General features: G+C 63.3%; 21 protein-coding genes. 11 read left to right on the forward strand and 10 right to left on the reverse strand.

All coding sequences use genetic code 11. From position 1 onward, the window contains the following. Nucleotides 1-335: 335 nt before the first annotated feature. The 6 genes from SJI03_RS12960 to SJI03_RS12985 all read left to right on the forward strand — a co-directional run bounded on the left by SJI03_RS12960 (nt 336) and on the right by SJI03_RS12985 (nt 7663). Nucleotides 336-1850, forward strand: a complete 1515-nt coding sequence (locus tag SJI03_RS12960) for an ABC transporter ATP-binding protein (RefSeq protein ID WP_322427446.1) — start codon at nt 336-338, stop codon at nt 1848-1850. Continuing rightward, nucleotides 1843-2919 (forward strand): ABC transporter permease, encoded by a 1077-nt coding sequence (locus SJI03_RS12965; RefSeq protein ID WP_322427447.1) that lies wholly within the window; start codon nt 1843-1845, stop codon nt 2917-2919. Before SJI03_RS12960 ends, SJI03_RS12965 begins: the two co-directional genes overlap by 8 nt. Continuing rightward, on the forward strand, nt 2912-3841 hold the full coding sequence (locus tag SJI03_RS12970; RefSeq protein WP_322427448.1) for an ABC transporter permease: 930 nt from the start codon (nt 2912-2914) through the stop codon (nt 3839-3841). The genes SJI03_RS12965 and SJI03_RS12970 overlap by 8 nt, the downstream gene beginning before the upstream one ends. Nucleotides 3842-3862: 21 nt before the next feature. Continuing rightward, nucleotides 3863-4939 carry a BMP family ABC transporter substrate-binding protein gene (locus SJI03_RS12975; protein WP_322427449.1) on the forward strand — a complete coding sequence of 359 codons (1077 nt, stop codon included), beginning with the start codon at nt 3863-3865 and terminating at the stop codon, nt 4937-4939. A 121-nt stretch (nt 4940-5060) separates the two neighbouring features. Next, the gene (locus tag SJI03_RS12980) at nt 5061-5897 is read left to right on the forward strand and encodes an HDOD domain-containing protein (RefSeq protein WP_099379493.1); all 837 of its coding nucleotides are present in this window, start codon (nt 5061-5063) and stop codon (nt 5895-5897) included. A gap of 137 nt (nt 5898-6034) precedes the next feature. Further along, nucleotides 6035-7663 (forward strand): M28 family peptidase, encoded by a 1629-nt coding sequence (locus SJI03_RS12985; RefSeq protein WP_322427450.1) that lies wholly within the window; start codon nt 6035-6037, stop codon nt 7661-7663. Between the two features lie 50 nt (nt 7664-7713). Here the strand turns inward: SJI03_RS12985 and SJI03_RS12990 are convergent, their stop codons facing one another. Together SJI03_RS12990 and SJI03_RS12995 are read right to left on the reverse strand one after the other, a co-directional pair. Continuing rightward, nucleotides 7714-8928 carry an MFS transporter gene (locus SJI03_RS12990; protein ID WP_099379491.1) on the reverse strand — a complete coding sequence of 405 codons (1215 nt, stop codon included), beginning with the start codon at nt 8926-8928 and terminating at the stop codon, nt 7714-7716. A 316-nt stretch (nt 8929-9244) separates the two neighbouring features. Further along, complete coding sequence (locus SJI03_RS12995) at nt 9245-10255, reverse strand: LLM class flavin-dependent oxidoreductase (protein WP_322427451.1); 1011 nt, start codon at nt 10253-10255, stop codon at nt 9245-9247. A 214-nt stretch (nt 10256-10469) separates the two neighbouring features. On the opposite strand from SJI03_RS12995, the gene SJI03_RS13000 reads away from it, so the two are divergent. Continuing rightward, nucleotides 10470-11975: a dipeptidase gene (locus tag SJI03_RS13000; RefSeq protein ID WP_322427452.1), complete on the forward strand. Its 1506-nt coding sequence runs from the start codon at nt 10470-10472 to the stop codon at nt 11973-11975. Nucleotides 11976-12169: 194 nt separating this feature from the next. After that, entirely contained in the window at nt 12170-13297 is a 1128-nt protein-coding gene (locus SJI03_RS13005; protein WP_322427453.1) for a peptidase M24, read from the forward strand. 41 nt (nt 13298-13338) lie between these two features. Here SJI03_RS13005 and SJI03_RS13010 read toward each other — a convergent pair whose 3' ends face one another. Further along, on the reverse strand, nt 13339-13821 hold the full coding sequence (locus SJI03_RS13010; RefSeq protein ID WP_322427454.1) for a hypothetical protein: 483 nt from the start codon (nt 13819-13821) through the stop codon (nt 13339-13341). 221 nt (nt 13822-14042) lie between these two features. Between SJI03_RS13010 and SJI03_RS13015 the strand changes: the two genes are divergently transcribed. After that, nucleotides 14043-14321: a hypothetical protein gene (locus SJI03_RS13015; protein ID WP_158301289.1), complete on the forward strand. Its 279-nt coding sequence runs from the start codon at nt 14043-14045 to the stop codon at nt 14319-14321. 19 nt (nt 14322-14340) lie between these two features. On the opposite strand, the gene SJI03_RS13020 is transcribed toward SJI03_RS13015, so the two are convergent. From SJI03_RS13020 to SJI03_RS13040, 5 genes are all read right to left on the reverse strand, one after another. Further along, entirely contained in the window at nt 14341-14766 is a 426-nt protein-coding gene (locus SJI03_RS13020) for a VanZ family protein (protein WP_233516266.1), read from the reverse strand. Nucleotides 14767-15314: 548 nt separating this feature from the next. Next, entirely contained in the window at nt 15315-16079 is a 765-nt protein-coding gene (locus tag SJI03_RS13025) for an SDR family oxidoreductase (RefSeq protein WP_322427455.1), read from the reverse strand. Between the two features lie 86 nt (nt 16080-16165). Beyond that, entirely contained in the window at nt 16166-16687 is a 522-nt protein-coding gene (locus tag SJI03_RS13030) for a TPM domain-containing protein (RefSeq protein WP_099379483.1), read from the reverse strand. Next, nucleotides 16687-17523, reverse strand: coding sequence for a TPM domain-containing protein (locus SJI03_RS13035; protein ID WP_099379482.1), 837 nt, complete (start codon nt 17521-17523; stop codon nt 16687-16689). The genes SJI03_RS13030 and SJI03_RS13035 overlap by 1 nt, the downstream gene beginning before the upstream one ends. A gap of 1 nt (nt 17524) precedes the next feature. Then, entirely contained in the window at nt 17525-18139 is a 615-nt protein-coding gene (locus SJI03_RS13040; protein WP_099379481.1) for a LemA family protein, read from the reverse strand. Nucleotides 18140-18295: 156 nt separating this feature from the next. Here SJI03_RS13040 and pyrF point away from each other — a divergent pair, with 156 nt between their 5' ends. Then, entirely contained in the window at nt 18296-19120 is an 825-nt protein-coding gene (gene pyrF / locus SJI03_RS13045) for an orotidine-5'-phosphate decarboxylase (RefSeq protein WP_322427456.1), read from the forward strand. 66 nt (nt 19121-19186) lie between these two features. Here pyrF and sbcB read toward each other — a convergent pair whose 3' ends face one another. Further along, complete coding sequence (gene sbcB, locus SJI03_RS13050; protein WP_322427457.1) at nt 19187-20635, reverse strand: exodeoxyribonuclease I; 1449 nt, start codon at nt 20633-20635, stop codon at nt 19187-19189. A 147-nt stretch (nt 20636-20782) separates the two neighbouring features. Here sbcB and SJI03_RS13055 point away from each other — a divergent pair, with 147 nt between their 5' ends. After that, the gene (locus tag SJI03_RS13055; RefSeq protein WP_322427458.1) at nt 20783-21412 is read left to right on the forward strand and encodes a DUF5610 domain-containing protein; all 630 of its coding nucleotides are present in this window, start codon (nt 20783-20785) and stop codon (nt 21410-21412) included. 1 nt (nt 21413) lies between these two features. Here the strand turns inward: SJI03_RS13055 and SJI03_RS13060 are convergent, their stop codons facing one another. After that, entirely contained in the window at nt 21414-22379 is a 966-nt protein-coding gene (locus SJI03_RS13060; RefSeq protein WP_099379550.1) for a GGDEF domain-containing protein, read from the reverse strand. Between the last annotated feature and the right edge of the window lie 141 nt (nt 22380-22520).

Consider the following 22520-nt stretch of genomic DNA (forward strand, 5'->3'; position numbering starts at 1 on the left):
AACCCGCACGATGCGCTGCGATGAGGCAACTTGCGCGCCGTTCAATCCATGATGCGAGAAGCGCCGCGTTGGGCGATATGTTTTATCTGCATACTTACTATCAGTTCTTGCATATAATCATCGCACCTTCTCGCCCTTGCGGGGCAAGGCGGCCGCTGTAAAGCTGATAATTTTTTTCAAAATTGTATACAGGTGTTGTTTTTTTGCGGAAATAGAAATGCGCGCCGCCACGCCATCCCCCAAGCGCCGCGGATGCCGATACGATAGAGACAAGAGCTTGAATTTCTCCACCGGCGCCAACGCCGGCGACCCTGCAGCGAGGCACGAAAAAAACAATGACGGCACGCCTGGAATTACTCGATATCAGCAAGCGCTATCCGGCCGTGGTGGCCAATGACGGCATCTGTCTCACCGTCGCGCCCGGACAAATCCACGCCGTGCTCGGTGAAAACGGCGCCGGCAAATCGACCTTGATGAAAATTATCTACGGCGCGGTGCAACCCGACGGCGGCCGCATCCGGTGGAATGGCCGCGAAGTCGAGATCGCCAACCCGTCGGCCGCGCGGGCGCTGGGCATCGCCATGGTGTTCCAGCACTTTTCCCTGTTCGACACCTTGACCGTGACGGAAAATATCGCCCTCGGTTTGCCCGCCGGCACCAACATGGCGGAGCTGGCGCAGCGCATCGAAGCGACGGCGCGCCAGTACGGCCTGGACCTGGAACCGCAGCGCCACGTGCACACCTTGTCCGTCGGCGAATGCCAGCGTGTGGAAATCGTGCGCGCCTTGCTGGCCAAGCCGCAACTGCTGATCCTCGATGAACCGACGTCCGTGCTGACGCCGGGCGCCGTGGAGAAACTGTTTACGACCTTGCGCCAACTGGCGGCCGAAGGCTGCAGCATCCTGTACATCAGCCACAAGCTCGACGAAATCCGCGCCCTGTGCCATACGTGCACGGTGGTGCGCGCCGGCAAGAATGCGGGCGTGTGCGACCCCTCGCAAGAGTCGGCGGCCAGCCTGTCGCGCATGATGATCGGCGCCGAGCCGCCTGCCGTCACGCGCGTGGCGCGCACGCCCGGTGCGGCCATGCTGAGCGTCAAGAATTTGAACTTGCCGAAGAGCCACCCGTTCGCCACGCAATTGATCGATATCAATTTCGACGTGCGCGCTGGCGAGATCGTCGGCATCGCGGGCGTGTCCGGCAATGGCCAGCAGGAATTGCTGGCCGCCCTGTCGGGCGAGGACATGCGCGCGCCCCCCGCCAGCATCGTGCTCAATGGCACGCCGGCGGGACGCTTGCCGCCAGGCCGCCGCCGCGCCCTGGGCTTCGGCTTCGTGCCGGAAGAAAGGCTGGGACGCGGCGCCGTGCCCGACATGGGGCTGGCCGACAACGTGCTGCTCAGTTTGCAGACACCGGCCACCATCCGCCACGGCTTCGTGCGGCATAACGTCATCGCGCAGCGGGCGGCCGCCATCATCGCCCGCTTCCAGGTGAAGGCGGGCGGGCCGCAGGCGCTGGCGCGCAGCCTGTCGGGCGGCAACTTGCAGAAATACATAGTCGGACGCGAAGTCATGCGCGAGCCCACCGTGCTGGTGGTGGCGCAGCCGACCTGGGGCGTGGACGTGGGTGCGGCCGCGCAAATCCGCGCGGAATTGCTGGCGCTGCGCGACGCCGGTTGCGCGCTGCTGGTCGTGTCGGAAGAGCTCGATGAATTGTTCGACATCAGCGACCGCTTGCTGGTAATGGCGAAGGGAAAAATCTCGCCATCGCTCGACGTGGCCGAGGCCAGCGTGGCGCAGGTGGGGCAGTGGATGAGCGGGCTGTGGCCGCAGGAGGCTGCCCATGGCTAACTTTGCCTTGCGCCTGGAAGCCCGGCCGACTCCTTCGCGCCTGATGTCGTGGCTGTCGCCCGTGCTGGCCGTGCTGCTGACCGTGCTGTGCGGCGCGCTGCTGTTTCTTGCGCTGGGACACGATCCGCTGGCGGGACTGGCCGTCTTCTTTGTCGAACCCTTGCGCGACGCGCACGGCTGGTCCGAGCTGGGCCTCAAGGTGGCACCGCTGCTGTTGATCGCCGTGGGCCTGGCCATCTGCTTTCGCGCCAACATCTATAACATCGGCGCGGAAGGGCAGCTGACCCTGGGCGCCATCTGCGGCGGCGCGGCCGCCCTGTACCTCGATGATGGCGTCGGTGGCGCGGCCATCATCGGCGTGTCCCTGCTGGCCGGCATGGCGGGCGGAATGGCGTGGGCGGGACTGGTGGCGTGGCTGCGCGACCGCTACAACGCCAGCGAAATCCTCGTCTCGCTGATGCTCGTCTACATCGCCCAATTGCTGCTCAGCTATCTCGTGTATGGCGTGCTGCGCGACCCGGAAGGGTTTAACTTTCCCCAGTCGAAACTGCTGTCGGACGGCTTGCTGTTGCCGATGGTGATCAGCGATACGCGCTTGCACGTGGGCATCGTGTTTGCCTTGCTGGCTTCGCTGGGCGGCTGGCTGTACCTATCCAGAAGCATTGCCGGCTTCCGCCTGCGCGTGGGCGGCATGGCGCCGGCCGCCGCCCGGTATGCGGGCTTTTCCTCGCGCAAGACCTTGTGGTCGTCCTTGCTGATTTGCGGCGCCCTGTCCGGCCTGGCGGGCGCCTGCGAAGTGCTGGGGCCGATGGGGCAGCTGACGCCCACGGTTTCGCCCGGCTACGGTTTTGCCGCCATCATCGTCGCCTTCGTCGGACGCTTGCATCCCGTGGGCGTGATTTTTTCCAGCTTCGTCATGGCCCTGTTTTATATCGGCGGCGAACTGGCGCAGTCGCGCCTCGGTCTGCCCAGCGCCATCACGGGCGTGTTCCAGGGCATCTTGCTGTTCGCCTTGCTCGCTTGCGACGTGCTGATTCAATACAAATTGCGCTGGAGAAAACATGGATAACCTGCTGCTGACCATCGCACCGCTGGTCGCCGCCAGCATCAATGCGGGCACGCCGCTGATGCTGGCCGCCCTCGGTTTATTGGTGAATGAAAAGGCAGGCGTGGTCAACCTGGGCGCGGAAGGCATGATGCTGGTCTCGGCCATCACGGGCTTTGCCGTGGCCGTCAACACGGGCAGTGCTACCCTGGGCTTTCTGGCGGGGGCGGGCGCCAGCATGGTGCTGTCTGGCTTCTTTGCCTGGCTGACCGTGTGGCTGGGCACGAACCAGTACGCGACGGGCCTGGCTTTATCTCTGTTCGGCGCCGGTGCCTCGACGTATATCGGCTTGAAGTATGTGGGCAACAGCTTGCAGAATGGCCGCTTCGGCATCCCTTTGCTGGAAGATATTCCCGTGCTGGGGCCGGCCCTGTTCCGCCAGCATCCGATGGTGTACTTGTCCTTGCTGCTGTGCCTGGCCATCGCCTGGTTTCTGTACCGCACGCGGGCGGGACTCGTGCTGCGCGCCGTGGGCGAATCGCCCGCGTCCGCGCATGCGCTCGGCTATCCCGTGCGCCGTATCCGCCTGGCGGCCGTGCTGTTCGGCGGCGCCTGCTGCGGCCTGGCCGGCGCGTTTTTATCGCTCGTGTACACGCCCCTGTGGGTCGAGGGCATGGTGGCGGGACGCGGATGGATCGCGCTGGCGTTGACCACGTTTGCCACCTGGCGCCCCGCGCGCGTGGTGGGTGGCGCTTACCTGTTTGGCGGCATCACCATTTTGACGTTTCACGCGCAGGCGCTGGGCGTACCCATCGCGTCGCAACTGCTGTCGATGCTGCCGTATGTGGCGGCCATCGTCGTGCTGGTGCTGATCTCCAGCAATGCCAATTACATCAAGCTCAACATGCCCGCTTCGTTGGGGAAAAATTTCAATCCCGGAAATTAATCACTCACCACAAGGAAAACCATGTCCAAGAAACTAGTATGCGCCGCCGTTTGCAGTGCGGTTTTGATGCCCGTCATGGCCGCCGCTCCCGCCACTGCGCCGCTGAATGTCGGCTTTGTTTACATCAGCCCTATCGGCGACGCGGGCTGGACCACGCAGCATGATCTGGCCCGCAAGGAAATGGAAAAGGCGCTGGGCAACAAGATCACCACCAAGTATGTGGAAAACGTACCGGAAAGCGCCGATGCGGAAAGGGTGATCCGCGACCTGGCGCAAACGGGCAGCAAGCTGGTCATCACGACCTCGTTCGGCTACATGAACCCCACCTTGAAAGTGGCGAAACAATTTCCTAATGTGAAGTTCATTCATTTGACGGGATACAAGACGGCCGTCAACGTGGCCAATACCAACGCGCGCTTCTACGAGGGCCGCTACCTGGCCGGCGTGTTGGCAGGCAAGATGAGCAAGACCCATGTGGCCGGTTATGTGGCGGCGTTTCCCATCCCGGAAGTGTTGCAGGGCGTGAACGCCTTCACGCGCGGCATGCGCAGCGTCGACCCCAAGGCGGAAGTGAAAGTGGTGTGGGTGAATAGCTGGTTCGATCCGGGCAAGGAGCGCGACGCGGCCATCACCCTGATCGGCCAGGGCGCCGACGTGGTCACCCACCACACGGACTCGACCGCCGTGGTGCAGGCGGCCGAAGAAAAGGGCAAGTATGCGATCGCCTACCACTCGGACATGAAAAAGTACGGCCCGAAGGCGCAGCTGGCCGCCGTCACCCACCATTGGGGCGACTACTATACGAAGCAGGCGCAGGCCGTGCTGGACGGCACGTGGAAGTCCAGCAGCACCTGGGGCGGCATCAAGGATGGCATGGTCAAGCTGGAAGGCATCAACGCCGCCGTGCCGGCCGACGTGAAACAGTTTGTATTGGCGCGAGAGAAAGACTTGGTTGCTGGCAAGCTCAATCCTTTCAGCGCGCCGATCAAGGATAACGACGGCAAGGTGCGCCTGGACAAAGGCGTGCTGGACGATGCGGCGCTGACGAAGATGGATTATTTTGTCGAAGGCGTGGCAGGGAAAGTTTCCGGAAAGTAATAGGTTTGAGTTTGAACTTGCTGTAATATTGCCGGAAACGGGAGCCAGGCCGGGGATACATGCGCATTCCCGGCCCATCCACACAGCAGAGCCTGAACAGGCCCGTACCGGAGATTGACCCATGGATAGACTGGAAGTATTCAAGATTATCGCGCTGCAAGCGAGCAAGGGCGAGCTGACGTTCCCCGCCAACGTCAAGGCCACCTTGAAGCTGCAGGAAGCGCTGGACGACCCCGATTGCCATATCGAAGCGGCTGCCCGCATGGTCATGGCCGAGCCGCTGCTGTCGGCCCGGGTGGTGGCCTTGGCCAACTCGGCCGCCTACAACCGTTCCGGCAATGAAATCGCCAATGTGCGCGCGGCTGTCTCGCGCCTGGGTTTTGCCACATTAAAGTCGATGGTGGCGTCCGTCATCGTGCGCCAGCTGGGCAGCCAGATTACCGACCCGCAATTGCGCGCCAAGGCGGCCAAGCTGTGGGAACACACGGCCCACGTGGCCGCGCTGAGCCAGGTGATCGCGCGGAAAGTCACGCACGTGGATGTGGAAACGGCCATGTTCGCCGCCATCGTGCACGAAGTGGGCGGCTTTTATCTGCTGTCGCGGGCCGAGGAATATCCGGGTTTGCTCGACGACAATACCGAAGACTGGATCGAATACGGCGAAAAGCTGATTGGCCGCGGCGTGCTGCGCCAGTTGCAAGTGCCGGACATGGTCTTGCAAGCCGTGGAAGGCATGTGGCATGGCGGCAGCCCGTTCCCGCCCCGCACCCTGGGCGCGACCCTGGTGCTGGCCAACGATCTGTCGCCCGTCGGTTCCCCTTTGCACCCGCCGGAAAGCGCCGCGCGGCGCCAGGCGGCGGCGAAGATCGACTTCGGCATCGGCGGCAGCACCTTGCACACCATCCTCGAGGAATCGGCCGAAGAGATCGAATCCCTGGCGGCCGCACTGCTGGTCTGAACGTTCTCCCTGCCAAATCCCCGCCCTTGCCGCGGGGATTTTTTTCGTCCGCATTTTGATCCATCTTTCCCCATGGCATACAATCGCCGGCTCGGCCATCCGCCGGACCGCTTTCCTCCTCTTACCCAAAGGATCTTATGCAGAAGCTGTTTTCTTCCCTGGCCGTCACGGCGCTCGCTTCCAGCCTGGCGCTGGCGTTTTCCGCCCACGCCGCGACCGGCATGCCCGTGGTGCAGGAAGCACCCTTGCGCGCCCACCTGGCCTTCCTGTCCAACGATTTGCTGGAAGGCCGCGGCACGGGCCAACGGGGGGCTGACCTGACGGTGGCCTACCTGGAAACCCAGGCGCAGATGGCCGGCTTGCAACCCGTGCGCGGCAACAGCTACCGCCAGAGCGTGCAGATCGCCGGCGTGAAATCCTTGCCAGCCGAGAGCAGCCTGCAGGCTGTGGCGGGCGGCAAGCCCGTACCGCTGGCGTTCGGCCCGGACTGGGTCTGGGCTACGGGCGACTCCGTTGGCGCCCACACCTTCGACGCGCCACTGGTATTTGTCGGCTACGGCATCACGGCCCCGGAAGAAGGCTGGAACGATTTCAAGGGTGTCGATGTCAAAAACAAGATCGTCGTCATGATGGTCAACGACCCGCAGCCGACCGCTGCCGAACCAAACCGTTTCGCTGGCAAGGCGCTGACTTACTACGGCCGCTGGACCTACAAATTCGAGGAAGCCAAACGCCAGGGCGCGGCTGGCGTGTTGCTGATCCACACGAAACCGTCCGCGTCGTACGACTGGAGCGTGGTGCAGAACAGCTGGAGCGGCAGCGAGCGCTTTCAATTGGCTGACCGCACTGCCGGCACGCCGCTGCAGGGCTGGATCGCGGAAGACGCGGCGCGCCGCCTGTTTGCTGCGGGTGGGCAGGATCTGGACGCCTTGCGCGCGCAAGCGGAAAGCAAGGACTTCAAGGCCGTCGCATTGAACGCCAAGCTGAGCGGCGAAATGAAGTCGGCCGTGCGCAAGGTGGAACAGTTCAATATCGCCGGCATGGTGCCGGGCACCGACCCGACACTGAAAGAGGAAGCCGTCATCTACAGCGGCCACTGGGACCACCTGGGCAAGCAAGGGGATAGTGGCGATACGATCTACAACGGCGCCGTCGACAACGCTTCCGGTACGGCTGGCTTGCTGGCCATGGCGCAGGAAGCCGTGAAAAAACCGGCGAAGCGCACGCAGATCTTCCTGTGGGTAGCGGCCGAGGAACAAGGCTTGCTGGGCAGCGCCGCGTATGCGGCCGACCCGCTGTGGCCCCTGAACAAGACGGCTGCCGCGCTGAACCTCGATAGCCTGAACTTTGTCGGTGCCACGCACGACATCGGCGCGCAGGGCAGCGAGCGCACGGAGCTGGGCGCCATGGCAGCCACGGTGGCCAAAGCCATGGGCATGCATATCGCGCAGGCGCGTCCCGACCTGGCGGGCGGCTATTTCCGCAGCGACCATTTCAGCTTTGCCAAGGCGGGCGTGCCCGCGTTTTCCATCAATGGCGGACGCGAGTACATCAAGGACGTGGCCGCGTCGAAAGCCAAGGCGGCGGCCTACGGCCCCCGCTACCATCAAGTCACCGATGAGTACGATGCCAGCTGGGATTTGTCCGGCATGACGCAGCAGGCGCAATTTACCTTGAACCTGGGGCAAGCCGTGGCCAACGCGGCCAGGATGCCGGCCTGGAAGGCGGGTGATGCGTTTGGCAAGGCGCGCGAGCAGGCGAAGTAACTGTCTCGGCATAAAAAAACCGCTCAATCTTGAGCGGTTTTTTTTACGTCTCAGCTCGCCTGTTCCAGTCTGCGCTGCGTGTGCCGGTACTTGCTCCACACCAGCAGCAGCAACAGCGGCATGGCGCCACCGACCATGCACAGGGCGGGCCAGCCGCCGGCGGCAAAGCTGGCGCTGGCCAGGGCCGAGCCAGCAGAGGCGCCGATGAAGCCGCCCGCGATAAAGACCGTGGTGACCCTTGCCCGCGCATGCGGCGCCAGTTTATAGATGATCGACTGGTGCGTTACTTGCAAGCCCATCACGCCCATGTCCAGCAGGACGATGCCGATCAATAGCAGTACCAGCGAATGGGCGCCAAAGCCGATCAAGGCCCAGCCCGCGATCGAGGCGACGGCCAGCAGCCAGGTGGCCTGGCGCGCATAGCCGCGGTCGGCCATGCGGCCCGCCGTATTCGCTGCAAACGCGCCCGTGGCGCCGGCCAGGCCGAACAGGCCGATCTGCATTTCCGAATAGTGATACGGCGCGCCGCTGAGCAAGAAGGTCAGGCCCGTCCAGAACACGCTGAAGGTGCCCAGGCCCAGGCCCGAGAACAGGGCGCGCTGGCGCAGCAACGGTTCCTGGCGGATGATGTCGGCCAAGGAAGCCAACAGCTTGCCGTATTGCAGCTTGCCGCGTGGCGCTTCGTTTGGCAGGATGCGGCGCAGCATGACGAGCAGGGCCGCGACGACGATGGCGGCCAGCACGTAGACGCTGCGCCAGCCGCCGCTGATCTGCGACACCGTGCCGGACACGGTACGCGCCAGCAAGATACCCAACAACAAGCCCGTCATGACGGTGCCCACCATGCGGCCCCGGCTGTGATCCGGCGCATATGAAGCCACCATGGCCGTGACAACCATTAATGCGCTGGATGTGATCCCCATCAAGACGCTGGCGATGGCAAAGACGATAATATTCTGGCTGGTAGCGGCCAGCAGCAGGGCGCCGATCTTGGCGATCAGCATCCACGTCAGCAACTGGCGGCGGTTCAGCACATCGCTGAGCGGCACCAGAAACACGATGCCCAGCACATAGCCGATCTGCGTGGCCGTGACCAGGTAGCCGGCTTGCGGCACGCTGACGCCAAACGAGGCGGCCAGCATGGAAGTGAGCGGTTGCACATAGTAGAGGCTGGCGACGAGCACGCCGGCGGACAGGGCAAACAGCAGGATGCGGGTCGACGTCAGCAGGGCGCCGGCGTCGATATTGGATGGTGCAGATTTCATGCGATGCAACTTTCTTGGAATGACGCTTTTGGATGAGCATGATAGCGGGGCTGCGCTTTTCTTGCCGGGCAGGGCCGATTTTGCGGCGGGGTGGAAGGAAACCCTGCAGGCAAAAACGCCAGGCAAAAAAATCCCGGCGATCGTTGCCGACGGCCGGGAAAAGGGTATAAGGAGATATACCGAGTGAGGAAGTTAAAACGTGTTCTAAACTTACTGCGCGTCGTTAGTCTCGGCCTGCGATGCTCACTGCCTCGGTGGCCCCGTGCATCCGCACAGCTCCGCGTCTCGTCCACAACTCACTTCCGCTCGCGACAGTTTAGAAAACGTTTTTATGACCGCGTGCCAGCTCCGCATGCACCTGCGCCGTGATTTCATACGAGCGCAGCCGGTGCTGGTGGTCGAAGATCTGCGACGTGATCATCAGTTCGTCGGCGCCCGTTTCGGCAATGAAGGCAGCCATTTTTGCCTTGACGGTGTCCGGCGCACCGATGGCCGTGCAGGACAGGACGGAATCGAGCATGGCGCGTTCCTGCGGACCCAGTTGCTCCAGGTAACCGGGCACGGGCGGCTGCAAACGCGACGGGCGACCCGTGCGCAGGTTGACGAACGCTTGCTGCATCGACGTGGCGCGCAAGTGCGCTTCCCCATCCGTGTCGGCGGCAAAGACGTTAAAGCCCAGCATCACATACGGTTTCTCCAATTGTTTCGAAGGCTTGAAGTGTTCGCGGTAATAGGCCACGGCTTGCATCATCATTTGCGGCGCGAAGTGCGAGGCAAACGCATACGGCAAACCCAGGTGGGCGGCCAGCTGGGCGCCGAACAGGCTGGATCCGAGTATCCACACGGGCACTTTCGCGCCCTTGCCGGGCACGGCCAGCACGCGCTGGCGCGGCTCGTCGGACATATAGTCGATCAATTCCAGCACGTCTTGCGGGAACTGTTCCGCATCGGACTGCAGGTCACGGCGCAGGGCGCGCGCCGTCGTCTGGTCGGAGCCGGGCGCGCGGCCCAGGCCCAGGTCGATGCGGCCCGGATGCAGCGCTTCCAGGGTGCCGAACTGTTCCGCGATGACGAGCGGCGAGTGGTTCGGCAGCATCACGCCGCCGGCCCCCACACGGATGGTTTTCGTACCGGCCGCCACATGGGCGATGACGACGGCCGTGGCGGCGCTGGCGATGCCCGGCATGCCGTGGTGTTCGGCCAGCCAGTAGCGGTTAAAGCCCCAGCGTTCGCCGTGCTGCGCCAGGTCGAGCGTGTTCTTGAACGACTGGCTGGCATCGCTGCCTTCGGCGATGGGGGCCAGGTCGAGTATGGAAAATGGAATCATGGTAGCGATATCGGGACGTGGTGGAAAATCACAATGGACGATTTGTCTATCCCCTGACGACAACAGGGTCGGCCTTGGAAACGGCAGGGATGACAGGCTGTGCACATGATAATGCGAATCGGGAATTTGCGTACTGATCGGTAAAAAACTCGTATCGATTGGAAATCGGTGCGGGCGATGCTAGAGTTGGCCTCCCTACTTTATGCGTCCCGCCATGTTCAAGAAACCCGTCCTGCTGACCCTGATTGGCCTGCTGCTGCAGCCCTCCGTTCACGCTGCGCCCGTCAGCCTGCAGGCGCAGGAGACGGCCCGCTACGCGCTGGCCACCTACCCCGAACCGCTGATCGCCAGCCTGGCAAAGATGGTCAGCTACAACACGGTGGCCGACCCGGCCGTGCCGTTTGCCGACAATCCCCAGCACACGGGTTTCAAGCGCTACCTGGCGGCCGAGGCGCAGCGCCTGGGCTTCGACTTCCAGGATCATGGCCACGTGCTGATCATCGGCATGGGCAGTGGCAGCGAACGGGTGGGCGTGATCACGCATGGCGACGTGCAGCCCGTGAACCCCGCCAAATGGGCCCGTTCGCCATTCGAGCTGGACCGCACCAGCGAACCTGGAAAATTGCTGGGACGGGGCACGGAAGACGACAAGGGGCCGATTGCCACGGCCCTGTACGCGATGAAAGCCATCCAGGATCAAAAGGTGCCGCTGAGCAAGCGCATCGAGTTGTACGTCTACATGGCCGAGGAATCGGACTGGGAACCGCTGAAACAGTTCCTGAAAAACCATACGCCGCCGCAAGTGAACATCACCATCGATGCGGAATACCCGGTGGTGACGGCCGAGAAGGGCTATGGTTCCATCAAGCTGACCTTGCCGCCGCGCACAGCCTTGCCGGCCGATGGCGGCCCCGTGCTGACGAGGCTGACGGGCGGCTTTTTCGGCAGTCAGATTCCGGAAGACGCCCAAGCCGTCATTGAGCGCGCGCCGGCCGCACTGGAAGCGGCCATCCGCGCCCGCGCGCAGCAGCAACAGGGCATGCGCTACACGTATGCGCGCGATGGCGGCACCTTGACGGTGACGGCGCTGGGCGTGTCGGCCCACTCGTCGAAACCGGAAGACGGCGTCAACGCCATCAGCATGCTGGCCGACGCGCTGGCCGTGCGGCCGTGGCAGGGCACGCAGGCGGCTGACATGCTGTCATTCCTGAATGAACTGGTGGGTACTGGAATCTACGGCGAACGCTTTGGCCAGATCGCTTACCGCGACGGCTTCATGGGGCCGATGACGGTAGCGCCGACGGTACTGAAACAGAACGGCGGCGCGCTGGAACTGAATATCAATGTGCGCCGTCCGCAAGGCAAGACGGCGGCCGTGTTGCAGCAGCAGATGACGGCTGCCTTCGACGGCTGGAAGGCGCGGCGCCACGTGCCGGCTACCCTGCAGGTGCAGATCGGCGAGCCGTGGCTGCAGACGGCGGCGCCGCAGATTCCCACCTTGCTGTCCGTCTTCGAACACTACACGGGCGTCATCAATCCGCAGCCGGTCGCCATCGGCGGCGGCACCAATTCGCGCCTGTTCCCGAATGCCGTCAGTTTCGGTCCGGCCATGCCGCACACCGTGTACACGGGGCATTCCGAACACGAGTTCATCACGGAAAAGCAGCTGCTGTTGAACTTGCAGATGTACACGGCCGTGCTGATCGAGCTGGCGAAATAGCGGCTTGTAAAAATGGACGGAAGTCATAGACTGCAAGCCTGAGACGAAGCCGGGCACTGAACTTTTTATGCGCGCGCCAGTCTTATGTTTCCATGTAGGAAGGGAGCAGCTATGCATGAACAAGACGAGGCCCGGCTGGCGCCAGGCAGGGCAGGCGGGGTAGCGCCGCGCCGGATTCCGCACGAGGGGAAGACATGAACTGGCCGCTGGAACTGGAAGTGGCGCACAAGCTGGCGCAGATGCGGGGCTGGCTGGAACAGGAGCGGGCGGGCGCCGTGCGTCTGCGCGGCGTGGACTGGTTTGCGTGGGCCACGGCGGGCGCGTCGAACAGCCACTACCATACGACCGAGTGCGGCTGCGCGGAAGTGCTGGTGACGCGCGACGCCGCCTACATCTTGACGGACGAAGCCGAAGCCATGCGCATGCGCGAGGAAGAAGTGCGCGGGCCATGGACGTGGCAGGTGTCGCCCTGGATGCAGCCGCAGCTGTATGAATTGCGCGAGCATTTCGTGCGGCATGTGGCCGGCGGCGCGCCTGTCCTGTCGGACCGGCCCGGCTTGCACGAACGCAGCCTGCCCGTGGCCCTGCGTGAAGAGCGTCTGGTGCTGCTGGAATCGGAGCAGTTGCGCTACCGGCAGGTGGGGCAGCTGGCAGCCAGCGCGGCTGCGGATGCGCTGCGCCAGGCCCGCCCCGACTGGAGCGAGCTGGAACTGGCTGCCGCGTGCGCGCGCGCGCTCTGGTTGCGGGGCTTGCAGGCCGTGCACGTGCTGGTCAGCGGGGCGGAGCGCCAACAGCGCTATCGGCGCGCACCGCCAGCGCAGGCGGTGCTGGGCACGCAAGCCGTACTGGCCCTGTGCGGACGGCGTTTCGGCCTGTGCGCCAGCCTCAGCCGTCAACGGCGCTTCGGCCCGGCGCAGCATCGTGCCGATGGCGCGGCGTTGGTCATGGACGATGCCGATGCGGCCATGCTGGCGCTGGAAGCGGTGGCGCTCGACGCTTGCGAAACGGGCCATGCGCTGAGCATGGTATATCACGCGCTCGACAGCGCCTACGCGTATGCAGGCCAGCCCGATACGGTGCGCACCAGCCGGCAGGGTGGCATCCATGGCTACCTGGCACCCGAAGTGGCGGCCGGCGCGCACACGGAAATCATCCTCAAGCGGGGCATGGCGCTGGCCTTCCACCCCAGCCTGCCCGGCAGCACGGTGGAAGACACGTTTCTGCTCGACGGCAGCCAACTGCACAACCTGACGCACGACCCGGCCTGGCCTTCGGCCGTGGTGCAGGGGCGCCGCCGGCCGCTAACCCTGGCGCTGGCCTGATGCGGTCAGTTGCGACCAGCCTCGGCCAGTGTCGGTAAATATCAATAGCGCTGCAGTACGCCTTTTTGTACGCTGACCCGGTCGCCGATCTGGAAGGCGGGCTGGGTGTTTTGCACAAAGGTGCGCGTCGTGCCGTCGTCCAGGCGCAAGGTGACGCGGTACAGCAGGTTGCCCGCCGCCCCCGAGGTGCTGCCGGCGGTGCCCGACGTGCCCGCCTGCATGTCGCCACTGCCTTGGTCCATGCTGCGCGGCACGGTTACGATCGATTGCACCGTGGCTGAACTGATGTTCATGGTGGACTGGCTCAGTTCGCTGCTCACGTCGCTGCTCATGTCGTTGCTGGTATCGGCGGCTGTACTGGCCGTGCTGCTGGCCGGCACGCTGCTTTGCGGCGTCGTGCCGGCCGGCGCGGCATAGGTTTCGCCGCTATTGCTGCGCGCCAGGCTGGTTTGGTCCGTGGAATGGCAAGCTGCCAGCAAGGCGCATGTCAGGCCGGTCAGCAGCAGGGTTGTTTTCGATCTCATCTTGGTCTCCTCATGGTCGCACACTCAGGATCGGCACCCGCGGTGATTGCGGATAGCGGCGATTGCTGCATGTAAGAGCATGGCGGAACAGGGATGTTCGGCGGCCATCGTTGCCGATTGAGCTAGATCAAGTGTCCAATTGCCGTGCTTGGTATAAAAGATGCTGGCAATTACCACTTCGTGCGGCTGCACGTTTCCTCACTGTTGAATCGGGAGAAAAAATGTCATCTGGCCCTACAGCAAAACTGATCGATGAGTTGGTGCTGGCCATCGGCGGCACTGCGCGCGATGCCCGTGCGCGCCATGTGCTGGCCCAGGCCTTGCACGGCCTGGTGCGGCTGGCGCGCTCGGAACAGTTGCTGGACATGCAGCGCGACGCGGCACGCGCCATGGGGGCCGGCAGCCGGCGCGAAACGCGCGCCCTGATGCGGCGCCTGGGCAAGCGCAGCCAGGGGCAGTTGCGGCTGGCATTGCAGGATGGCGAAGCGGATCGCGCCTGACGCGCGCGCCATCCCCCGTTCAGGCTTCGGGCAGCGGCGCGTCCTTGACCAGGGCGGCGGCGACCATTTTCGGCCAGAGGAAATACAGTGGCAGGCAGACCGCCGCGGCGGCCGTGATATCGACGACCCAATCGCTGACGGCGCCACGGCGGTAAGGCAGGAAACTCTGGATGAATTCGTCCAGCGCACCCATGGCCGCCACCATCAGCACCGACAGCAGCGCGCGGCGCGCCATGCTGCCTTTCGTGCCGCTGAACAGGATCAGGGCCAGCACGCCATAGCCGACGGAATGCAGCACGCCGCCCGACGCATATTGACCCACGTCCGCGCGCACGCCGGGAATGTCGCCGATCAGGATCACCAGAGCATAGAGCACCAGCGCCGTGCGGTAGCGCAGGCGTTCGTAGCGGTCGGCAAAACACAGTTCGGGCAAGGGTGCAGGCATGAGGCGTCAGGACAGGTGGAAAGGCCGTCACAATATCATGGGCAGGGCGGGCCACCGTGTTTTTGCGCAAGAGCTTGCCGTACAGGCAAAAAAAGGCCCGCGGGGACGCGGGCCAAAAACCCAAATGAAATGGGTCAAGAGTTGAGAGTTGCTCGGTACTCACCGTGTCGCGCGCCTTGCGGGCGCCCGCCACGGTCATGAAAGGGGAGTGGTGTGCCATCGCGGCACACCTGTCTGTAGTCAGGCATATCGGTTGCCTGTACAGCAGATGAAGCAAGTATAGGGGGCGAAGATGACGTGCTGATGACACGCCGCAACATTTTTTTGCGGCAGGCAGAAGGAGCGGGAAGATTGTGCATCATGGCAAGAATAGCCATGTTTCAGCAGTGACAGCGAAAAAAAAGCCCGCTGGTGAAAGCGGGCTTAAAACTATTTTCTTGGAGGAGAATAGTGGAGACAGGTGCATTATGCTGCGTCGCACGATATGTGTCTAATGGTCTTTTCAGATAACCATTATTATTTTTTGATATAACTATCTGCGTCTGTCTTCATTCCTTCACGGCCACCGTGTAATTGAGCGCCATGCGCCCGCCGTCGACATAGATGGTCTGGCCCGTCATGTAGGTGGCGTCGTCGCTGGCCAGGAAGGCGGCGATGCCGGCCACTTCCTCCGGCTCGCCGCAGCGGCCCAGCGGCGTGCGCGACAATATCGTGTGGCGCGCTTCCGGGCTCGACAGCACTGCCTGCTTGGCCAGTTCCGTCAGGATGGTGCCGGGACCGATGCCGTTCACGCGCACGCCATGCGGTGCCAGGTTCAAGGCCATGACCTTGGTCAGCTGATTGATGGCGCCCTTCGACACCACGTACGGCACCTGGTTAGGGATCGCCAGTTCCGCATTCACGCTGGACATATTGATGATGCAGCCGCTGTTGCGCTTGACCATCTCGCGCGCCACGGCCTGGCCGCACAGGAACATCGATTTCAGGTTGATGCGCATGACCCGGTCGAAATCGTCTTCGCAGACGTCGAGGAAATCGGCCGCGTGCGTGACGCCCGCATTGTTGACGAGAATATCGATGTGGCCGAACTGGGCCAGGGTTTCCTTCAGCATGGCGTCCACGTCCGCCTTCTGGCTGACGTCGGCGCAAAAGAAGCGCGCCTGCGGGCCGAGGGCGGCGGCCGCCTGCGCGCCTTCTTCCTTGATGTCGACCAGCATCACTTGCGCCCCTTCGGCGATCAGGCGGGTGGCGCAAGCCAGGCCGATGCCCTGCGTGGCGCCCGTCACGATGGCGGTTTTATGGATCAGTTTCATGTGTGCTCCTCGGCGGTAATAGGGGCCGCGCTGCCCAGGTCACCGGCCCGCGCGGCAATGGGCAGATTTTAATCCCTGGGCAGGAATCAGAGGAGGATCGGTTCGTTCGGCAACTGGTTGCCGCGCGTGCCGTTGGCGGGGAAGTGGCTCTGCAGCAAGGTATTCAGCTGCTGCAAGGCATCAAGCGTACTGTCGTGGTAATTGCCATCCTTGAACCCTTTCGTCATGGTGCGGCATACGGCTTGCCACTGCTCCGGCGTGACGCGCCGGCCCACGTTGCGGTCGGCGACGATATCGACCTGATGTTCGGCCAGGTTGATGTAGATCAGCACGCCTACGTTGTCTTCCGTATCCCACACGCCATACTGGGCGAACAGTTCGCGCGCCCGCTCGCGGTTGCTCACGCCCTGGTAAGCCATGCCCGGCGTCAGGGCCGCTTCGACGATCAGGCGCACTTCCGCCTGGTGCATCGCTTCACCGTCGGCAATCGCCGTCTCGATGGCTTTCAAGGTGCGCTCTGGAAACGCCTGGCGCGCCGTCGCCGGCGTGCCCCGCAAATGTTTCAAGGCCCGTCCGCAGCGTTGTCCGAATGTCAGTTGTTTCGTCATTACCAATCTCCCGAGGCGCCGCCGCCGTCAAAGCCGCCGCCGCCGCCACCGAAACCACCGCCGCCACCGCCACCGCCAAAACCACCGCCGCCACCGAAGCCTCCTCCGCCACCGCGGTTGTTCAGCGCCTGGCTGAGGATGCTGCCCAGCACGACGCCGGTGGCGCCGCTGGACCAGTTGCTGCCGCGCTGCAGCCGCGTGGGGCCGCCGCGCGAGCGGAACAGGGTCAGCACGACGAGGAAGCCGAAGAACAGCAGCGGCAGCCAGAAGGTCATGCCGCCCGCTTCCACGGTGGCTGGCGCCTTCTGCTGTGCCGGAGCGGGGAATTGCTCCTGGTTCAGCAAAGTGGCAATCGACCCCACGCCGGCCACCAGGCCGCCGTAATAGTCATTCTGCTTGAAATGGGGAGCGATCACGTCTTGCAGGATGCGTTTCGATTGCGCATCCGTCAGCACGCCCTGCACGCCACGGCCCGCTTCGATGCGCAGGCGGCGCAGGGACGAGGGATTGTCCTTCGCCACCATCAGCAGCACGCCGTCATCGACGCCCTTGCGGCCCAGCTTCCAGGCATCCGTCACGCGGATGCTGTATTGCTCGATGGCTTCCGGTTCCGTGCTCTTGACCAGCAGCACGGCGATCTGGCTGCCCGTCTTGGCTTCGTAATCGGCCAGCACGCCTTCCAGCGCCGCTTTCTGCTTGGCGTCCAGCATGCCGGCGTTGTCCGTCACGCGCGCGGCCAGCGGCGGCACGGGTTGCAAGCCCTGTGCGCCGGCTGGCGCCATCGTCCACAGCAGCAGCGCCGTCGCCAGCGCCGCGAGGTAGGACCAGGCTTTCATCTTATTTGCCAAAGTTGACGCTCGGTGCGGTCGAGATGGCTTTTTCATTTTCCACCGTGAACGATGGCTTGACCTTGTAGCCGAAGACCATGGCTGTCAGGTTGTTCGGGAAGCTGCGCGCATGCACGTTGTAATCCTGCACGGCCACGATGTAACGCTGGCGCGCCACGGTGATGCGGTTTTCCGTGCCTTCCAGTTGCGACTGCAGGTCGCGGAAGCTGGTGTCGGCTTTCAGGTCCGGGTATTTCTCGGACACCACCATCAGGCGCGACAGGGCCGACGACAGCTGGCCCTGCACTTGCTGGAATTTTTCGAACGCGGCCGGGTCGTTCAGCACTTCGGGCGTGATCTGGAAACTGGTGGCGGCGGCGCGCGCCTTGGTCACCGCTTCCAGGGTTTCGCGCTCGTGCGTGGCATAGCCCTTCACGGTGTTCACCAGGTTGGGGATCAGGTCGGCGCGGCGCTGGTACTGGTTGACCACTTCGCCCCAGGCGGCCTTGGTGGCTTCGTCCTTGCTCTGGAAGTCGTTGTAGCCGCAGCCCGTCAGGATGCCGGCCAGGACGGTGACGCTCAAGGCCAGGCGCAGCCATTTGGTGAATTGATTGGTGATTTGCATGATGGGTTCCGTGCGAGTAAGGGAGGTGAGGCAAATATACCTGAAACGGCCCGCCATGTCGGTTTAATAAGCGTTGGCCGCCACCACCGGCTGACTTGATAGGGCCGCGCCGCGTTACAATACGGGGTTTGCAACTGAATATAGAGAAGGTGTGCCGTGAATTTCATCAATAAATTATCCGCCGCATGGACGGCCAATAATTCCCTGCTGTGCGTGGGCCTGGACCCCGACCTGGCGAAACTGCCGGCCGAACTGCGCGATTTGCCTGATGGAATCACCACCTTTTGCACGCGCATCATCGATGCCACGGCCGACCTGGCTTGCGCCTTCAAGCCGCAGATCGCGTATTTTGGCGCGCTGGGTGCGGAAAAGCAGCTGGAAGACATCTGCCGCTACGTGCGCGAAAACTATCCGCACATCCCGCTGATCCTCGACGCGAAACGGGGCGACATCGGCGCGACGGCCACGCAATATGCGCGCGAAGCGTTCGAGCGCTACGGCGCCGACGCCGTCACCGTGAACCCGTACATGGGCGAGGATTCGCTCGACCCCTACCTGGCATGGCAAGACCGCGGCGTGATCATCCTGTGCCGCACCTCGAACCCGGGCGGCTCCGACCTGCAATTCCTCGATACGGACGGCGTGCCCCTGTACCAGCGCGTGGCGCGCCTGGTGGCCGAGAAATGGAACAAGAATGGCCAGTGCGCGCTCGTCGTCGGCGCCACCTTCCCTGAAGAGCTGGCGCAAGTGCGCGCCATCGTCGGTGACATGCCGCTGCTGGTGCCCGGCATCGGCGCCCAGGGCGGAGATATTGCCGCCACCGTCGGCGCGGGCCAGACGGCGAACGGCATGGGCATGATGATCAGCTCCTCGCGCGCCATCATCTACGCCACGCCGCAGGCTGGCGAAGACTTCGCCGCCGCGGCGCGGCGCGTGGCCATTGAAACGCGCGATGCGATCAATGCGCATCGTTCTGTATAAAACTATCTACAGTTAGCCGCACAGCGCCTAACCAAACCGACGCGCAGTAGGTTTGCTTAGGTGCGACTAATCGCGCTGGGGGGCGACAATCTCCGCGTAATCGTACAGTTCTCCCAGAATTTCCTCTCCCCGCTCATCGACCGATTCCGACAGCACATCGATCTCCGTAAACAGCATTTCGATGGTGCGGGCGCCGGCGTCGCCGTCGAACAGGCGGGCGGCGCGGTGCTGTTCCCAGCGCAGGCTTTCCGCTTCGCTCAGGGTTTGCGGGAAATTGCGGGCGCGGTAGCGGAACAGCAATTCCTGCAGGCGCTCGTCGGCAAACGAGGGGCGGGCCGTGGCCAGCTTGGCCGGTGTGTCGCGGCGCAAGGATTCGAGCAGGCGGCGGTCGTCGTTGCTGACGAAACCATTGTACAAATCCTCATCCACGTCCAGCGCGACATTTGCGCCCGGGCGCTGGAAGACTTCGGCCCAGATGGCATCCATGTTCGGCGCCGTCGCGGCCAGTTGCGCGTTGACCTTCGCCGCGTCCAGATCGATGCCCCATTGCGCGGCCATGGCCGGCGACAAAGTTTTCAGATTGCCGACCAGCATGGGCGATTTGTTCAGGTGTACGCTTTTCACGGGCAGGCGCGTCATGCCTTCCGGCATGGCATCCTTGCGTGTAAATAAACGCGTGCGGATGGTGTCGGCGTCCAGCGCGAACAGTTCGCGCGGGTCGTAGGCGCAATCCCAGACGAGGATCTCGTTTTTATTGCTCGGATGCGTGGCCAGCGGCCAGACGACGCCCAGGCAGCCCCGCTCGGCGGGGAACATGCCCGACACGTGCAGGAAAGGCTGGCGCTCGGCGGCTGCCAGGTGCATGCCCATTTCGCTGGCGACCCTGTCCTTCTTGTGCAGCGCCAGGCAGAATTCGAACAGTTTCGGCTGCTTTTCCTTGATCAGGCGCGCCAGGGCGATGGTGGCGCGCACGTCGGACAGCGCATCATGCGCCGCTTCGTGGGCCAGGCCATTGGCCTTGCTCAAGTGTTCCAGTTTAAAACTGGTCTGGCCATCGTCGCGTTTCGGCCATTGCATGCCTTCCGGGCGCAGCGCGTGCGTCATGCGCACGACGTCGAGGATGTCCCAGCGGCCGCAATGGTTCTTCCATTCGCGCGCATACGGGTCGATCAGGTTGCGCCAGAACAGGAAACGCGTGACTTCATCGTCGAAACGGATGGTGTTGTAGCCCACGCCGATGGTGCCCGGCTCCGAAAAGGCCGCTTCGATGGTGGCGGCGAACTGGTGCTCGGGCACGCCCAGCTGCAGACACTGCTGCGGCGTGATGCCCGTGATCAGGCACGATTGCGGGTCGGGCAGGAAATCATTGGCAGGCTGGCAATACAGCATGATCGGCTCGCCGATCTCGTTGAGGTCCGCATCCGTGCGGATGGCGGCGAACTGGGCCGGGCGGTCGCGGCGCGGCTGGGCGCCAAAGGTTTCGTAGTCGTGCCAAAGAAAGGTCTGGTTAGTCATTGATGGTCGTTGCTTGATTGGTTATCCGGGCCGCTAAAAGCAGCCGCTGCTACAGTTTTCTGAAAACCTGCCGATACTACACGAGAGGATGGTCATCATCGCGTTTTCCGCATGGTGGCATACATTGCCCGTTCAAGGAGGTCTATCGTGTCAATTCCCATCGCCGCAAGCGGCAATTCCAACCCTTCCGTGACTTCCGTCAGTACGGGTGTTGCCGGCAAGGACGATAAAGTCCAGCAAAAGGACGGTATCAACGCTGAAATGAGCGTCAATGACCGCACCAAGCTGCAGTTGAACGCTTCCATCATGCAGGCCTCGCTGAACGTGTCGATCGGTTCCGAGAACGAGCCGCTGGCGCTGCTGTACAAGACGGCCATCACCAACATCAATGAAGCGCTGAAGAGCCAGTACGGCGAGGACGCGATCCAGAATGCGGCTTCGCAGGATAACAGCGCCGAAGCGACGGCGAGCCGCATTGTATCGCTGTCAACGGGTTTTTTTGATGCGTTCAAGAAACAGAATCCCGGCATGGACGACGATACGGCCCTGACCAAGTTCATGGACACCATCAGCGGCGGCATGGAAAAAGGCTTCAAGGAAGCGCGCGACATCCTGGGCGGCTTGAAAGTACTGAATGGCGATATCGCCGGCAATATCGACAAGACGTATGAACTGGTGCAGAAGGGCTACGCCGACTTCATCGCCGCGCACAGCAGCAAGAAGGATGATGCTGCCAAGCCGGATGCAAGCAAGCCGGCCGACAGCAAGGCCGCCTGATCTATAGCATGACCCTGTTGCGGCCCGATGCTTTGGCGCGGTAGAGCGCCGCGTCGGCCGCGGCGATCAGCGCATGGTCGTCCTGTTCGGCCGCTAGGCTGGCCACGCCGAAGGAACCCGTGATGTGTGGCAGCGCGCTGCGCATGTCTGCAAAGATGACGGCGAGTTGCATGCGCTCGCACAGGCGCTCGGCCACCCGCAGGGCCACGTGTTCGTTGGTATCGGGCAAGATCACCATCATTTCCTCGCCACCGTAGCGCACGGCAAAATCCGTGGGCCGCAGGGCCGCGCCCAGCACTTGCGCGGCGATGCGCAGTGCCTGGTCGCCCGCCTGGTGGCCGTGCGTGTCGTTGAAGCGCTTGAAATGGTCGAGGTCGATCATCACCAGCGACAGGGGCGAGCCGCTGGCGTGGGCCGTGACGATCATGTTCGGCAGTAAATCCGTCAGCCAGGCGCGGTTGTACAAGCCCGTCAGGCTGTCGACCATCGACAGCTGGCGGTAGAATTCGCCTAGCTTTTGCCGGCGGCGCAGCAGGGCATTGGCGGCGCGGATGCGGAAGGACAGCAGCCGCAGCAGGTTGCGCGCCAGGCCGTTCGACTGTTCGATCAATTCCCAGACGATGGCCGCGTCGATCACCAGCAAATCGGTTTCTTCCAGGGCGGAAATGGCGGCCAGGTTGCTCGCTTCATCGAGCACCGACTGTTCGCCCACGCTTTCGCCGGGCAAGACCTTGCTGACGGTGCCGTCATCCATGCCCGTGTGGGTGTCGGCGGCCACGGCCAGCGAACCGCGCAGGACGATGTACAGGCTGGCGCCTTGCGTGTCGGAAATAGCTTCGCCCGCTTCGAGGCGCATGACGGGGCAGGGCGCCAGCATGGCGGCCGTCTGGCTATCCGCCCCATCGCGAAATAGCTGTAAATCGCCGATGTTGCAGCCTGAAGCGCCGAAGTTGCCGATCTGTTCCACAATCACACTTTCAAAAAGCCGGCGCGCGAGCAGGGGGCCGGTAGCTTCATGATAGCGTAAAGCAGCCTTGGCTGTAACGGCAAAGGCTTGCTTGAGGTCACTTACTGTGAGAAATACGACAATTATTTCATTGCCGCGTTA

It is taken from the genome of Janthinobacterium sp. GMG1 (assembly GCF_034427795.1).
In the GTDB taxonomy this organism is placed as follows: domain Bacteria; phylum Pseudomonadota; class Gammaproteobacteria; order Burkholderiales; family Burkholderiaceae_D; genus Janthinobacterium.